Annotated in this window: 12 protein-coding genes and 1 pseudogene; all 13 read left to right on the plus strand. The window is 67.7% G+C overall.

From position 1 onward, the window contains the following. Positions 1 to 8 precede the first annotated feature (8 nt). The 13 genes and pseudogenes from ACZ5IQ_RS19510 to nuoN all read left to right on the plus strand — a co-directional run bounded on the left by ACZ5IQ_RS19510 (position 9) and on the right by nuoN (position 14680). On the plus strand, positions 9 to 566 hold the full coding sequence (locus tag ACZ5IQ_RS19510) for a NuoB/complex I 20 kDa subunit family protein (RefSeq protein WP_029119553.1): 558 nt from the start codon (positions 9 to 11) through the stop codon (positions 564 to 566). Beyond that, entirely contained in the window at positions 563 to 1237 is a 675-nt protein-coding gene (locus ACZ5IQ_RS19515; RefSeq protein ID WP_406803508.1) for an NADH-quinone oxidoreductase subunit C, read from the plus strand. The genes ACZ5IQ_RS19510 and ACZ5IQ_RS19515 overlap by 4 nt, the downstream gene beginning before the upstream one ends. Next, positions 1237 to 2562, plus strand: coding sequence for an NADH dehydrogenase (quinone) subunit D (gene nuoD / locus ACZ5IQ_RS19520; protein WP_464480123.1), 1326 nt, complete (start codon positions 1237 to 1239; stop codon positions 2560 to 2562). Before ACZ5IQ_RS19515 ends, nuoD begins: the two co-directional genes overlap by 1 nt. Next, on the plus strand, positions 2559 to 3281 hold the full coding sequence (nuoE, locus tag ACZ5IQ_RS19525) for an NADH-quinone oxidoreductase subunit NuoE (protein WP_464480124.1): 723 nt from the start codon (positions 2559 to 2561) through the stop codon (positions 3279 to 3281). The genes nuoD and nuoE overlap by 4 nt, the downstream gene beginning before the upstream one ends. Continuing rightward, positions 3278 to 4579: an NADH-quinone oxidoreductase subunit NuoF gene (gene nuoF / locus ACZ5IQ_RS19530; protein ID WP_212813601.1), complete on the plus strand. Its 1302-nt coding sequence runs from the start codon at positions 3278 to 3280 to the stop codon at positions 4577 to 4579. Before nuoE ends, nuoF begins: the two co-directional genes overlap by 4 nt. After that, positions 4576 to 6948, plus strand: coding sequence for an NADH-quinone oxidoreductase subunit G (locus tag ACZ5IQ_RS19535; protein ID WP_212813599.1), 2373 nt, complete (start codon positions 4576 to 4578; stop codon positions 6946 to 6948). Before nuoF ends, ACZ5IQ_RS19535 begins: the two co-directional genes overlap by 4 nt. Next, positions 6945 to 8174: an NADH-quinone oxidoreductase subunit NuoH gene (nuoH, locus tag ACZ5IQ_RS19540; protein ID WP_212813597.1), complete on the plus strand. Its 1230-nt coding sequence runs from the start codon at positions 6945 to 6947 to the stop codon at positions 8172 to 8174. Before ACZ5IQ_RS19535 ends, nuoH begins: the two co-directional genes overlap by 4 nt. Further along, positions 8164 to 8723, plus strand: a pseudogene (nuoI, locus tag ACZ5IQ_RS19545) (NADH-quinone oxidoreductase subunit NuoI); the annotation flags it as partial. The gene nuoH and the pseudogene nuoI, both read left to right, overlap by 11 nt. Then, positions 8706 to 9416: an NADH-quinone oxidoreductase subunit J gene (locus ACZ5IQ_RS19550; protein WP_212813593.1), complete on the plus strand. Its 711-nt coding sequence runs from the start codon at positions 8706 to 8708 to the stop codon at positions 9414 to 9416. The pseudogene nuoI and the gene ACZ5IQ_RS19550, both read left to right, overlap by 18 nt. Beyond that, complete coding sequence (gene nuoK / locus ACZ5IQ_RS19555; RefSeq protein ID WP_061002954.1) at positions 9413 to 9712, plus strand: NADH-quinone oxidoreductase subunit NuoK; 300 nt, start codon at positions 9413 to 9415, stop codon at positions 9710 to 9712. Before ACZ5IQ_RS19550 ends, nuoK begins: the two co-directional genes overlap by 4 nt. A 2-nt stretch (positions 9713 to 9714) precedes the next feature. Then, a complete protein-coding gene (gene nuoL / locus ACZ5IQ_RS19560) occupies positions 9715 to 11598 on the plus strand; it encodes an NADH-quinone oxidoreductase subunit L (protein WP_212813591.1) in 1884 nt (627 codons plus the stop codon). A gap of 5 nt (positions 11599 to 11603) precedes the next feature. Further along, positions 11604 to 13142, plus strand: coding sequence for an NADH-quinone oxidoreductase subunit M (locus ACZ5IQ_RS19565; RefSeq protein ID WP_212814729.1), 1539 nt, complete (start codon positions 11604 to 11606; stop codon positions 13140 to 13142). Positions 13143 to 13147: 5 nt separating this feature from the next. Further along, complete coding sequence (nuoN, locus tag ACZ5IQ_RS19570; protein WP_212814728.1) at positions 13148 to 14680, plus strand: NADH-quinone oxidoreductase subunit NuoN; 1533 nt, start codon at positions 13148 to 13150, stop codon at positions 14678 to 14680. Positions 14681 to 14739 lie beyond the last annotated feature (59 nt).

Genomic DNA, 14739 nt, shown 5'->3' on the forward strand with positions numbered 1-14739 from the left:
GCAGACCCATGGGACTCGAAGAACGCCTGCCCGGCGGCATCCTGCTGTCCACCGTCGAGAAGGTCGCAGGCTACGTACGCAAGGGGTCGCTGTGGCCCGCCACCTTCGGCCTGGCCTGCTGCGCCATCGAGATGATGGCCACCGCGGGCCCGCGCTTCGACATCGCGCGCTTCGGCATGGAGCGGTTCTCCGCGACGCCGCGCCAGGCCGATCTGATGATCGTCGCGGGCCGCGTGAGCCAGAAGATGGCGCCGGTGCTGCGTCAGGTGTACGACCAGATGGCCGAACCCAAATGGGTGCTGGCCATGGGCGTGTGCGCCTCCTCCGGCGGCATGTTCAACAACTACGCGGTGGTGCAGGGCGTCGACCACATCGTGCCCGTCGACATCTACCTGCCCGGCTGCCCGCCGCGGCCCGAGATGCTGCTCAACGCAATCCTCAAGCTGCACGCCAAGATTCAGGAGATGCCGCTGGGCGTGAACCGGGCCGAGGCGATCGCCGCGGCCGAGGAAGCCGCCCTGCAGGCCCGCCCCACCATCGAGCTGAAGGGACTGCTGCGGTCATGACGGACGCGCCGGACCAGACGGGACCCGAGGTGATCGGGACGCGGCGCGGCATGTTCGGTGTGCGCGGCAGCGGCGACACGTCGGGCTACGGCCGGTTGGTCCGGGAGGTGGCCCTGCCCGGCAGCTCACCCCGGCCCTACGGCGGCTACTTCGACGACGTCGTCGACACGTTGGCGGCGACCCTCGGTCCCGACGAGTTCGGCGCCGCGATCGAGCGCGTCGTGGTCTTCCGCGACGAACTGACCCTCGAGGTGCGCCGCGAACACCTGGTCGCGGTGGCCCAGGCACTGCGCGACGAGCTGCGATTCGAGCTGTGTCTGGGAGTGTCCGGGGTGCACTACCCCGACGACACCGGTCGCGAACTGCACGCCGTCTACCCGCTGATGTCCATCACCCACAACCGCCGCATCCGCGTCGAGGCGTGTGCACCGGACGCCGATCCGCATGTGCCGTCGCTGTATTCGGTGTACCCGACGACCGACTGGCACGAGCGGGAGACCTACGACTTCTTCGGCATCATCTTCGACGGCCACCCTGCCCTGACCCGGATCGAGATGCCCGACGACTGGGTGGGCCACCCGCAGCGCAAGGACTACCCGCTCGGCGGAATCCCGGTCGAGTACCACGGTGCGAAAATCCCGCCCCCGGACGAACGGCGGGCCTACAACTGATGACTCAGGACAACGAACCCGATGGCCGCGAACGCGTGGTCACCGTCGGCGGTCAAGACTGGGCCGACGTCGTGGCCGCGGCACGGGAGAGCGCGGTCGCCGGCGAGCGCATCGTGGTCAACATGGGCCCGCAGCATCCGTCCACCCACGGCGTGCTGCGCCTGATCCTCGAGATCGACGGCGAGACCATCACCGAGGCCCGGTGCGGAATCGGCTACCTGCACACCGGAATCGAGAAGAATCTCGAATACCGGACCTGGACGCAGGGCGTCACCTTCGTGACCCGCATGGACTACCTGTCGCCTTTCTTCAACGAGACGGCGTACTGCCTCGGCGTCGAGAAGCTGCTCGGCGTCACCGACGCCATTCCCGAGCGCGCGAGCATCATCCGGGTGCTGCTGATGGAACTCAACCGCATCTCGTCACACCTGGTCGCGCTGGCGACCGGCGGTATGGAGCTGGGTTCCATGTCGGCCATGTTCTTCGGCTTCCGGGAACGCGAACTGGTGCTGTCGATCTTCGAGACCATCACCGGGCTCCGCATGAACCACGCCTACGTCCGCCCCGGCGGCCTGGCCGCCGACCTGCCCGACGAGGCCCTGCCGCAACTGCGGGAACTGCTGAAGCTGCTGCCCAAGCGGTTGCGCGACATGGAGAATCTGCTCAACGAGAACTACATCTGGAAGGCCCGCACGCAGGGGGTTGGCTACCTGGACCTGACCGGGTGCATGGCACTGGGCATCACCGGACCGGTGCTGCGCTCGACGGGGCTGCCGCACGATCTGCGAAAAGCGCAGCCGTACTGCGGATACGAGTCCTATGACTTCGACGTCATCACCGACGACCAGTGTGATGCCTACGGCCGCTACATCATTCGGGTCCGCGAGATGCACGAGTCCATCAAGATCGTCGAGCAGTGTGTCGAGAGGCTCGGCAAGGTCACCGGGCCGGTGATGATCACCGACAAGAAGCTGGCCTGGCCCGCGGACCTGAAGCTCGGCCCCGACGGCCTGGGCAATTCGAAGGAACACATCGCCAAGATCATGGGCTCATCGATGGAGGCCCTGATCCACCACTTCAAGATCGTGACCGAAGGCATCCGGGTGCCCGCCGGGCAGGTGTACGTCGCGGTCGAATCGCCGCGCGGCGAGCTGGGTGTGCACATGGTCTCCGACGGTGGCACCCGGCCCTACCGGGTGCACTACCGCGACCCCTCGTTCACCAATCTGCAAGCGGTGTCGGTGATGTGCGAGGGCTCCATGGTCGCTGACGCCATCGCCGCGGTGGCATCGATCGATCCGGTGATGGGAGGCGTGGACAGGTGACCGCTATCGAACTGCGTCTCGGGCCGCGTCCGGACGAGCCCGGCCCACCGATCGGCCAAGGGCCGCAGTCGTATTCGCCTGACGTGACCGCGCGCCTGGCCGCCGACGCCGCGACGATCATTGCCCGCTACCCCAGTGCCCGCTCCGCACTGCTGCCGCTGCTGCATCTCGTCCAATCCGAAGACGGGTACCTCACCCCTGCCGGAATCTCTTTCTGCGCTGCGCAATTGGACCTCAGCACCGCCGAGGTCACCGCGGTCGCGACGTTCTACTCGATGTACCGCCGCACCCCGACAGGCGAGTACCTCGTCGGGGTGTGCACCAACACGCTGTGCGCCATCATGGGCGGCGACGCCATCCTCGAATCACTGGAGGACCACCTGGGTCTCGGCGCCGGCGAGACCACCGCCGACGGCCGGGTCACGCTGGAGCACATCGAATGCAACGCCGCCTGCGACTACGCACCCGTGGTCATGGTGAACTGGGAGTTCTTCGACAACCAAACCCCCGGTTCCGCACGTGATCTCGTCGACTCACTGCGGGCCGGTGAGCCGGTCACCCCGACCCGGGGCGCGCCCCTGTGCACCTTCAAGGACACCGCACGCATCCTCGCCGGCTTCCCCGATGAACGCCCCGGCAGCAACGACTCCGAACCGGGCGCGGCCACCCTCGCCGGGTTGCGCGTCGCCCAGGAGCGCGGGATGGAGGCGCCGCAATGACACTCGCGCCGGTGCTGAGCAGACACTGGGATGAGCCGCAGTCGTGGACGCTGCAGAGCTACGTCCGGCAGGGCGGCTACCAGGCACTGCGGGCGGTGTTGCGGATGCAACCCGCCGAAGTCATTGCGCTGGTCAAGGATTCCGGACTGCGCGGACGCGGCGGCGCGGGTTTCCCCACGGGGACCAAATGGTCGTTCATCTCCCCCGACGACGGCCGTCCGCACTATCTGGTCGTCAACGCGGACGAATCCGAACCCGGGACGTGCAAGGACATTCCGCTGATGCTGGCCTCGCCGCACGCGCTGGTGGAAGGCGCGATCATCGCGTCGTACGCCATCGGCGCCCGCCACGCATTCATCTACGTGCGCGGTGAGGTGGTTCCGGTACTGCGCCGGCTGCAGGGTGCGGTCGCCGAGGCCTACGCGAACGGCTATCTCGGCACCAACATCGCCGGCACCGGCTACGACCTGGATCTGGTGGTCCACGCCGGGGCGGGTGCGTACATCTGCGGCGAGGAGACCGCGCTGCTCGACTCCCTGGAGGGCCGGCGCGGCCAGCCCCGGTTGCGTCCGCCGTTCCCCGCGGTCGCCGGGCTGTACGCCTGCCCGACCGTGGTCAACAACGTCGAGTCGATCGCCAGTGTCCCGTCGGTGATCCGCGGCGGGGTCGACTGGTTCCGGTCCATGGGGTCGGAGAAGTCGCCCGGCTTCACGCTGTACTCGTTGTCGGGTCACGTCACCCGGCCGGGGCAATACGAGGCACCCCTGGGGATTTCGCTGCGCGAACTGCTGGAATACGCCGGCGGGGTGCGGGCCGGGCACCAGCTGAAGTTCTGGACGCCGGGCGGATCGTCGACGCCGATGCTCACATCCGAACACCTGGACGTCCCACTGGACTACGAAGGCATGGCCGGGGTCGGCTCGATGCTGGGCACCAAGGCACTGCAGATTTTCGACGAGACGACCTGCGTGGTGCGGGCCGTCCGCCGGTGGACCCAGTTCTACGCCCACGAATCCTGCGGCAAGTGCACGCCGTGCCGCGAGGGCACCTACTGGCTGGCGCAGATCTATGCCCGGCTGGAGAACGGCCAGGCCCACGCGGCCGACCTGGACAAACTGCTCGACATCTCCGACGCCATCCTCGGCAAGTCGTTCTGTGCCCTCGGCGACGGCGCGGCGAGTCCGATCATGTCCTCGCTCAAGTACTTCCGCGACGAGTACGTCGCGCACCTGAACGGCGGCTGCCCCTTCGACCCGCACGCCGCCACGCTCTTCGCCACGGAAGGAGCGGGCGCATGACGGTCACCGAGCCGGCGAAGGGCGCGGCCGCGGTCGAGATGGTGACCCTGACCATCGACGACCAGCAGATCAGTGTGCCCAAGGGCACGTTGGTGATTCGTGCGGCCGAGCTCATCGGGGTGCAGATTCCCCGGTTCTGCGACCACCCCCTGCTCGACCCGGTGGGCGCCTGCCGGCAGTGCCTCGTCGAGGTGGAGGGCCAACGGAAACCGTTGGCGTCGTGCACCACCACGGTCACCCCGGACATGGTCGTGCGTACCCAGGTGACGTCGGAGGCCGCCGACAAGGCACAGCACGGCGTGATGGAACTGCTGCTGATCAACCATCCGCTGGACTGCCCCGTCTGCGACAAGGGCGGCGAATGCCCACTGCAGAACCAGGCGATGTCCAACGGCCGCGCCGATTCTCGCTTCGAGGACGTCAAGCGCACCTTCCCCAAGCCCATCAACCTGTCGGCGCAGGTCCTGCTCGACCGGGAACGCTGCGTGCTGTGCGCGCGCTGCACGCGGTTCTCGAATCAGGTCGCCGGCGACCCGTTCATCGAACTGCTGGAACGTGGCGCACTGCAGCAGGTCGGTATCGGGGGCGGTGACCCGTTCGACTCCTACTTCTCCGGCAACACCGTGCAGATCTGTCCCGTCGGCGCGCTGACCGGGACTGCGTACCGGTTCCGGGCCCGGCCTTTCGACCTGGTCTCCTCCCCCAGCGTCTGCGAACACTGCGCCTCGGGCTGTGCGCAGCGCACCGATCATCGCCGCGGAACGGTGTTGCGCCGCTTGGCCGGTGACGATCCCGAGGTGAACGAAGAGTGGAACTGCGACAAGGGCCGGTGGGCCTTCACCTACGCCACGCAGGGTGACCGGATCACCACACCCTTGATCCGCGAGGCCGACGGCACCCAGCGCCCGGCGTCCTGGCCCGAGGCCGTCGCTGTCGCGGTGCGCGGCCTGTCGGCGGCCGGTGCCCGGACCGGCGTGCTGGTCGGCGGACGACTCACCACCGAAGACGCCTATGCGTATGCCAAGTACGCGCGGATTGTGCTGGGCACCAACGACATCGACTTCCGCAACCGGGTGCACAGCGACGAGGAAGCCCAGTTCCTGGCGGCGTCCGTCGCGGGTCAGCCGATGCGGGTGACGTACGCCGACCTGGAGCAGGCGCCCGTCGTGCTGCTCGTCGCGTTCGAGCCGGAAGACGAATCGCCGATCATCTACCTGCGGCTGCGCAAGGCCTTCCGCAAGCACGGCCTGAAAGTTGTTGCGGTGGCGCCGTTCGCGAGCCGCGGACTGGAGAAGATGGGCGGCACCCTCATCTCCGCCGCACCCGGCCGCGAACCCCACGCACTCGACGCCGTCGAGGTGTTGCCGCCCGGTTCGGTCATCCTCACCGGTGAGCGGCTGGCCGGTGTCCCCGGCGGGTTCTCCGCCGTGGCCCGGCTGGCCGAGCGGACCGGCGCGGCCGTCGGCTGGGTACCGCGGCGGGCCGGCGAGCGCGGTGCACTGGAAGCCGGTGCGGCCCCGAATCTGTTGCCCGGCGGTCGTTTGGTCACCGACGTGCCGTCACGCACGGAAGTCGCCGTCGCCTGGCACGTCGACGAACTGCCCGACACTCCGGGCCGCGACACCACCGGGATCCTCGCCGCCGCAGCCGACGGTGAGCTCGAGGCTGTCCTGGTCGCCGGTGTCGAGCTGGCCGATCTCCCCGACCCGGCACTGGCGCAGCAGTCGCTCGGCGCCGCGAAGTTCGTGGTGAGCATGGAGGTGCGCCGCAGCGCCGTCACTGATCTCGCGCACGTGGTGTTCCCGGTGGCGCCCGTCGTCGAGAAAGCCGGCAGCTTCGTGAACTGGGAAGGGCGGCATCGCGCATTCGGCGCGGCGCTGCCGCCGGCCACGCGAGCGGACATGGGAGTGCTGGCCGCGCTCGCCGACGAGCACTGCATCGATCTGGGTCTGCGCGATGTCGCAACCGTGCGCAACGAGATGAACCGACTGGGGTGCTGGACCGGACCACGGCCCGCCGCACCGGAATTCACCGCGCCCCCGAACCCGGTGCCCGGTCCCGGTCAGGCGGTTCTTGCCGGCTGGCGGATGCTGCTGGACGCCGGCCGGCTGCAGGACGGCGAACCCCATCTGGCCGCCACGGCGCGTCCGGCGGTGGCCCGCCTGTCGCCTGACACGGCCGCGAGCGTCGGCGCGTCCGAAACCCTCACCGTCAGCACCGATCGGGGCAGCCTTACCCTGCCGCTCGAGATCACCGACATGCCGACCGGCGTGGTGTGGCTGCCGCTGAACTCGCCCGGGTCGACCGTCCATGCCACGCTCGGCGTCGCTCCCGGCGCGGTCGTCTCGATCAGCGGGGCGGCAACGTGAACTATCCCGACCTCTCCTCGTTCGGCCTGGACCCGTGGTGGCTGGTCCTCGCCAAAGCCCTTGGCATTTTTGTGTTCCTGGTGCTGACGGTGCTCGTCGCGATCCTGCTCGAACGACGAGTCCTGAGCTGGATGCAGATGCGCATCGGGCCGAACCGGGTGGGGCCGTTCGGGTTACTGCAGAGCCTCGCCGACGGCATCAAGCTCGCCCTCAAAGAAGGGCTGGTCCCGGCCGGCGTGGACAAGCCGATCTACCTGCTGGCGCCGATCATCTCGGTGATCCCGGCGATCATGGCGTTCGCCGTCATCCCGATGGGGCCGCTGGTCCACGTCTTCGGGCACGAGACGCCGCTGCAGTTGACCGACCTGCCGGTCGCGGTGCTGTACGTCCTCGCGGTCACCTCGATCGGGGTCTACGGAATCGTGTTGGCGGGCTGGGCTTCCGGCTCGACCTATCCCCTGCTCGGCGGGCTGCGGTCCAGCGCGCAGGTCATCTCGTACGAGATCGCGATGGCGCTGTCGTTCGCCGCGGTGTTCCTGTACGCGGGCACCATGTCGACGTCGCAGATCGTCGCGTCACAACAGGGCCGCTGGTACGTCTTCCTGCTGCTGCCGTCGTTCCTGATCTACGTGGTGTCGATGGTCGGCGAAACGAACCGGGCGCCGTTCGATCTGCCCGAGGCCGAAGGCGAGCTGGTCGGCGGATTCCACACCGAGTACTCGTCACTGAAGTTCGCGATGTTCATGCTCGCGGAATACGTCAACATGACGACGGTTTCCGCACTGGCCACCACCCTGTTCCTCGGTGGTTGGCAGGCGCCCTGGCCCCTGAGCCTCATCCCCGGCGCCAACACCGGCTGGTGGCCGCTGCTGTGGTTCGTCGGCAAGGTGTGGGCGTTCCTCTTCCTGTTCATGTGGCTCCGGGCCACGCTCCCGCGCCTGCGGTACGACCAGTTCATGGCGCTGGGCTGGAAAGTGCTCATCCCGATCTCGCTGGGGTGGATCATGATCGTCAGCATCGTGCGGACGCTGCGGCTGCAGGGGCACGACAGCTGGCCCGTCGTGCTGGCCTTCGCCGGCGCCATCGCCGTGGTGGCCATCGCCGGTGCGTTGTGGAACACGGTGCGGCGCAAGTCGGCTCGCACGAGTGCCCCGGCCGCCGAACCACAGCCCGGCGCGTTCCCGGTGCCGCCCATCCCGGCCAAGGAGGTTCACCATGCCCGGTAGGCCCAAGTTCATCGACGCCATCGCCGGTTTCGGCGTCACCTTCGGGACCATGTTCAAGAAACCGGTCACCGAGCAGTATCCCGAGGAGCCCGGTCCGGTCGCTCCGCGCTATCACGGCCGGCATCAGCTCAACCGGTACGACGACGGCCTCGAGAAGTGCATCGGTTGCGAACTGTGCGCGTGGGCCTGCCCCGCGGACGCGATCTATGTCGAGGGCGCCGACAACACCGAGGAACAACGGTTCTCGCCCGGCGAGCGGTACGGCCGGGTGTACCAGATCAACTATCTGCGGTGCATCGGCTGCGGGCTCTGCATCGAGGCCTGCCCGACGCGCGCGCTGACCATGACCAACGACTACGAGATGGCCGACGACAACCGGTCCGACCTGATCTACGGCAAGGACAAGCTCCTGGCGCCGCTGAAACCCGACATGACCGCGCCGCCGCACGCCATGGCCGAGGGCAGCACCGACGAGGACTACTACCGCGGCAACATCACCGCGGACGGCCTGAAGCGGCGCGAGGCGGCCAAGTGACCGGAGAGGCCGTGACGTTCTGGGTGCTCGGTACCGTGTCGGTGCTCGGCGCCATCGCCATGGTGGCCGCCCCCAAAGCGGTGTACTCGGCAATGTTCCTGGCCAGCACCATGATCAGCCTCGCGGTGCTCTATATCGCCCAGGACGCAGTGTTCCTCGGCGTCGTGCAGGTGGTGGTCTATACCGGTGCGGTCATGATGCTGTTCCTGTTCGTCCTCATGCTCATCGGTGTCGATTCGGCGGACTCGCTGATCGAAACCATTCGGGGACAACGCGTTGCCGCCGTCGTGGCCGGTATCGGATTCGGCATCGCGGTGATCGCCGGGATCGGCAGCCTCGGGGCCAACTTCGTCGGGCTGGAGCACGCCAACCGGGCCGGCAACGTCCAGGGCCTGGCGGTGCTGATCTTCACGCGCTACCTGTGGGCCTTCGAGGTCACCAGCGCGCTGCTCATCACCGCGGCGCTGGGTGCCATGGTGCTGACCCACCGCGAACGGTTCGAGCGCCGAAAGACCCAGCGCGAGCTGGCAATCGAGCGGTTCGCCGGCGGCGGGCACCCGACACCACGGCCCAACCCCGGGGTGTACGCGCGGCACAACGCCGTCGACATCCCGGCGAAGCTGCCCGACGGCTCGGACGCCGACATGTCCGTCAGCGCCATCCTGCCGCGGCGCAGTGTCTCGACCAACGATGGGAACATCTCGTGAATCCCACCAACTACCTGTATCTGTCGGCTCTGCTGTTCACCATCGGCGCAGCCGGTGTGCTGGTGCGCCGCAACGCCATCGTCATGTTCATGTGCGTCGAGTTGATGCTCAACGCGGCCAATCTGGCGTTCGTCACGTTCTCCCGGATGCATGGCGAGCTCGACGGTCAGGTGGTGGCGTTCTTCACCATGGTCGTGGCGGCGTGTGAGGTGGTGGTGGGACTGGCGATCATCATGACCATATTCCGGACCCGGCGATCGGCGTCGGTCGACGCCGCGAACCTGTTGAAGCAGTGACCATGACGACATCGGTGTGGTTGCTGATCGCGCTGCCGCTGGCCGGCGCGGCGATACTGCTGCTCGGCGGCAAGGCCACCGACGCGTGGGGGCATCTGCTCGGCTGCGCCACGGTGGTCGGCGCCTTCCTCGTCGGCGCCACGCAGTTCGCGGCAATGTCCGGTCGCGACAACGACGTCCGGTTGGTGCACGAGACGCTGTTCTCCTGGGTTCCGGTGGCCCAACTGCAGGTCGATTTCGGCTTGCGTCTGGACCAGCTGTCGGTGTGCTTCGTCCTGCTCATCACCGGGGTCGGCGCGCTGATCCACATCTATTCGATCGGCTACATGGCGCACGACCCGGCCCGGCGGCGCTTTTTCGCCTATCTCAACCTGTTCGTCGCGGCCATGCTGCTGCTGGTGCTGGCCGACAACTATCTCGGTCTGTACGTCGGGTGGGAAGGCGTCGGCCTGGCGTCGTACCTGCTGATCGGGTTCTGGTCGCACAAGCCGTCGGCGGCGACGGCCGCCAAGAAGGCGTTCGTCGTCAACCGGGTCGGTGACATCGGCCTGGCGCTGGCCCTGGCGGCGATGTTCGCGCACACCGGAACCCTCTCGTACACGGGTGTTTTCGCGCAGGCGCCGCTTCTTCCAGCGGCGACCACCACGCTCATCGGTCTGCTGTTGCTGCTGGCGGCGTGCGGCAAGTCCGCTCAGGTACCGCTGCAATCGTGGCTCGGGGATGCGATGGAGGGCCCGACCCCCGTGTCGGCGCTGATCCACGCGGCCACCATGGTCACGGCCGGCGTGTACCTGGTGGTGCGGTCGGCTCCGATCTTCAACCAGTCCGCCGACGCCCGGTTGGCGGTCGCCGTCGTCGGGGCCGTCACGCTGTTGTTCGGCGCGGTGATCGGCTGCGCCAAAGACGACATCAAGAAGGCCCTCGCGGCGTCGACCATGAGCCAGATCGGCTACATGATGCTGGCCGCGGGTCTCGGACCCGCCGGCTACGCGCTCGCGATCCTGCATCTGCTGGCGCACGGTTTCTTCAAGGCCGGCCTGTTCCTCGGTGCCGGTTCGGTGATGCACGCCATGGACGACGAGACCGACATGCGCCGCTACGGCGGGCTGCGCACCGCCATGCCCGTCACGTTCGCCACGTTCGGCATGGGTTACCTCGCGATCGTCGGTATCCCGCCGCTGTCCGGGTTCTTCTCGAAAGACCCCATCATCGAGACCGCGTTCGCGGCCGGCGGCGCCAAGGGTCTGCTGTTCGGCGGCGCCGCCCTGCTGGGCGCGGGCATCACGGCGTTCTACATGACCCGCGTCATGCTGATGACGTTCTTCGGCGAAAAGCGCTGGCGTGCCGAGGCGCATCCCCACGAGTCGCCGTCGGTCATGGGCTGGCCGATGGTGGTGCTGGCCGCCGGATCGATCGGTGCGGGCGCGCTTCTCGCCGTCGGTGGGAAGTTGGAGCATTGGCTCGAACCGGTCGTCGGCTTCCACGAGCCCGAGCATACGGTGCCCGCTTGGCTGCTCACGGTCGTCACGCTCGCGGTGGTCGGCGTCGGCGTCGCGATCGCCTACCGGATGTATGCGCGCCAACCCGTCCCGATCAGCGCCCCGGTCAACGTCTCCGGGTTGACGGTCGCCGCGCGCAACGATCTGTACGGCGATGCGTTCAACGAGCGGGCGCTGATGGTGCCGGGCCGGCGGCTCACCGAGAACCTTGTCGACTTCGATGACGTCGCGGTCGACGGCGTCACCCGTGAGCTCGCCGCGCTGGTCCGCACCGGGTCGCAGGATCTTCGACGCTGGCAGAACGGGTTTGCCCGGTCGTATGCGCTGTCCATGTTGGCCGGAGCGGCATTGATTGCGGCCGCCATTCTCACGGTGAGGGTGTGGTGACCGGAATGTGGTGGCTGACAGCGTTGTGGGCCGTCCCGATGGCAGGCGGTGCGGCAGTGATCCTGTTGCCCGCCGGCGCACGGGCTTTCGCCCGCTGGGGGGCCCTGGCGGTGTCGCTGGTGGTGCTCGTCATCGCGCTGGTGCTGGCGCTGCGCTTCGACCCGGCCGGGGCGCGCTACCAGTTCGTCGAGAACCACCCGTGGATACCGTCGTTCGGCACCGGCTACATCCTCGGGGTCGACGGCGTGGCCCTGGTCTTGGTCGCACTGACCGCTGTCCTGGTACCGCTGCTGATCATCGCCGGCTGGAATGACGGCGACTCGAATGATGCCGGCGCGCAGGCCAAGTCGACCCACGCCTACTTCGCGCTGATCCTCGCCGTCGAATCGATGGTGCTGATCTCCCTGGTGTCACTGGACATCCTGCTGTTCTACGTGTTCTTCGAAGCCATGCTGATCCCGATGTACTTCCTCATCGGCGGTTTCGGCGCGGACCGGCCCGCCGCGTCCAAAGCAGCGGTGAAGTTCCTGCTGTACAACCTGTTCGGCGGCCTGATCATGCTGGCCGCGGTCATCGGACTGTACGTTGCCACCGCCAACAGTCCCGCTTTCAACCACGGCTCCTTCGACTTCCGTGCCGTCGCGGACGCTGTGCGCTACGGCACCCTCAACATCAGCCCGGGGATAGCCAATGCGCTGTTCGGTGGGTTCATGTTCGCGTTCGCAGTCAAGGCACCTCTGTGGCCCCTGCACCGTTGGCTGCCCGACGCGGCGGTGCACGCCACGCCGGCCACGGCTGTCCTGATGATGGCTGTCGTCGACAAGGTGGGCACATTCGGCATGCTCCGGTACTGCCTGCAGCTGTTCCCGTCGTCCGCAGCGACATTCCGGCCCTTGATCATTGCGCTGGCCGTTATCGGCATCGTCTACGGGGCCATCGTCGCCATCGGACAGACGGACGTCATGCGCCTGATCTCGTACACCTCGATCTCGCACTTCGGCTTCATCATTCTGGGCATCTTCGCGATGACCGAGCAGGCGCAGTCCGGCGCCGCGCTGTACATGGTCAACCACGGCATCTCGACCGCCGCGCTGTTCCTGATCGCCGGATTCCTGGTGTCCCGCCGCGGGTCTCGCGCCATCGCCGACTACGGCGGTGTGCAGACCGTCGCACCGATACTGGCCGGCACGTTCCTGATCGCCGGACTCGCGACGCTGTCGCTGCCCGGCCTGGCACCGTTCATCAGCGAATTCCTGGTTCTGGTCGGCACATTCATCCACTACCCGGCCGTCACCGCCGTCGCGGCCACGGCCCTGGTGCTCTCCGCGCTCTACATCCTGTGGATGTATCAGCGGATGATGACGGGCCCCGTCGCCGACGGCAATGACAAGCTGCGCGACCTCGTACCGCGGGAACTGGCCGTGGTCGTGCCGTTGGTCGCCCTGCTGCTGGTGCTCGGCGTCTACCCCAAGCCCGCGTTGGACGTCATCAATCCGGCTGTCGGACATACCTCGTCGAGTACCGCCCAGGGGGTCGCCCGGTGACGCCCATCCCCGCGCCGTCCGTCGAGTACGGCCTGCTGTCGCCGATGCTGATCGTGTTCGGCATCGCGCTGGCAGGTGTGCTCGTGGAAGCCTTCGCACCGCGCCCGGCGCGGTACCGCGCCCAAGTGGTGTTGAGTATCGGTGGCCAGGCGGTGGCCCTGGTGGCCGTGGTTTCCCAAGCGCTGCACCTGGGTTCGGCGATCGGCCGGCCTGCAGTCCTCGGGGCCATCGCCATCGACCGCCCGGCGCTCTTCCTGCAGGGCACTCTGCTGGGGGTCAGCCTGTTGGCCACCTTGCTGATGGCACAACGGGTTTCGGACGGCAGTGGGCTGGCCGCGTTCACCCCGCAGGCCGCGACAGTGCCCGGTAGCGCCGCCGAGCAGATCGCCCTCAAGACCGGTGTCGCCCAGACCGAGGTGTTCCCGCTGGCGATGTTCGCGCTCGGCGGCATGATGCTGTTCGGCGCGTCCGATGATCTGCTGACGATGTTCGTCGCGCTCGAGGTGCTGTCCCTGCCGCTGTACCTGATGTGCGGTCTGGCCCGCCGGAATCGGCTGCTGTCGCAGGAAGCGTCACTGAAGTACTTTCTGCTGGGGGCATTTTCGTCGGCGTTCTTCCTCTTCGGTGTCGCGATGCTCTACGGCTACTCCGGCAGCCTGAGCCTCTCGGGCGTCGCTGCCGGCCGCGGCCCGGCCTCCCTCGGGCTCATCGGCATCGCGCTCCTGTGCGTGGGCCTGTTGTTCAAAGTCGGTGCGGTGCCGTTCCATTCGTGGGTGCCCGACGTCTATCAAGGGGCACCCACACCAGTCACGGCCTTCATGGCGTCGGCCACCAAGATCGCCGCCTTCGGCGCGCTGCTGCGGGTCTGCTACGTGGCGCTGCCGGCGCTGGCCAATGATTGGCGGCCGGTGCTGTCGATCATCGCGGTGCTGTCCATGGCGGTGGGCACGGTGATCGCCATCGCGCAGAACTACGTCAAGCGCATGCTGGCGTACTCCTCGGTGGCACATACCGGCTTCATCCTCACCGGCGTGATCGCGCTCAACGACAACGGACTGTCGGCGTCGTTGTTCTACCTGTTCGCCTACGGTTTCAGCACGCTCGGCGCATTCGCGGTCGTGAGTGTGGTGCGCCGCGCCGACGGGGACGAGGAAGATGACCTGCGGCGGTGGGCCGGACTCGGACGCCGGCATCCATTCTTCGGTGTCGTGTTCGCGTTGTTCTTGCTTGCTTTCGCCGGCATTCCCCTGACCAGTGGATTCGTCAGCAAGTTCGCCGTCTTCAAAGCCGCAGCCGAAGGTGGTGCCGCATCGCTTGTCGTCATCGGTGTGATCGTCAGCGCCGTCGCCGCGTACTTCTACGTCCGCGTGATCGTCCTGATGTTCTTCACTGATGCGGTCGAGGACGGCCCGCAAGTTCAGTCGGGCAGTCTGAGCACCGCGATGATCGGGCTCACCGCCTTTGTGACGCTGGCGCTGGGCGCCGTCCCGCAGCCGGTGCTCGACCTGGCCAACCACGCGGGTCAGTTCCTGCGGTGAGTGGCTGACCAACGGCCGGGCCGCCGCGGCCGGCTGCGGGCCGACACCCGGCCCCGAAC

The sequence above is a fragment of the Mycobacterium toneyamaense genome (genome assembly GCF_055384815.1).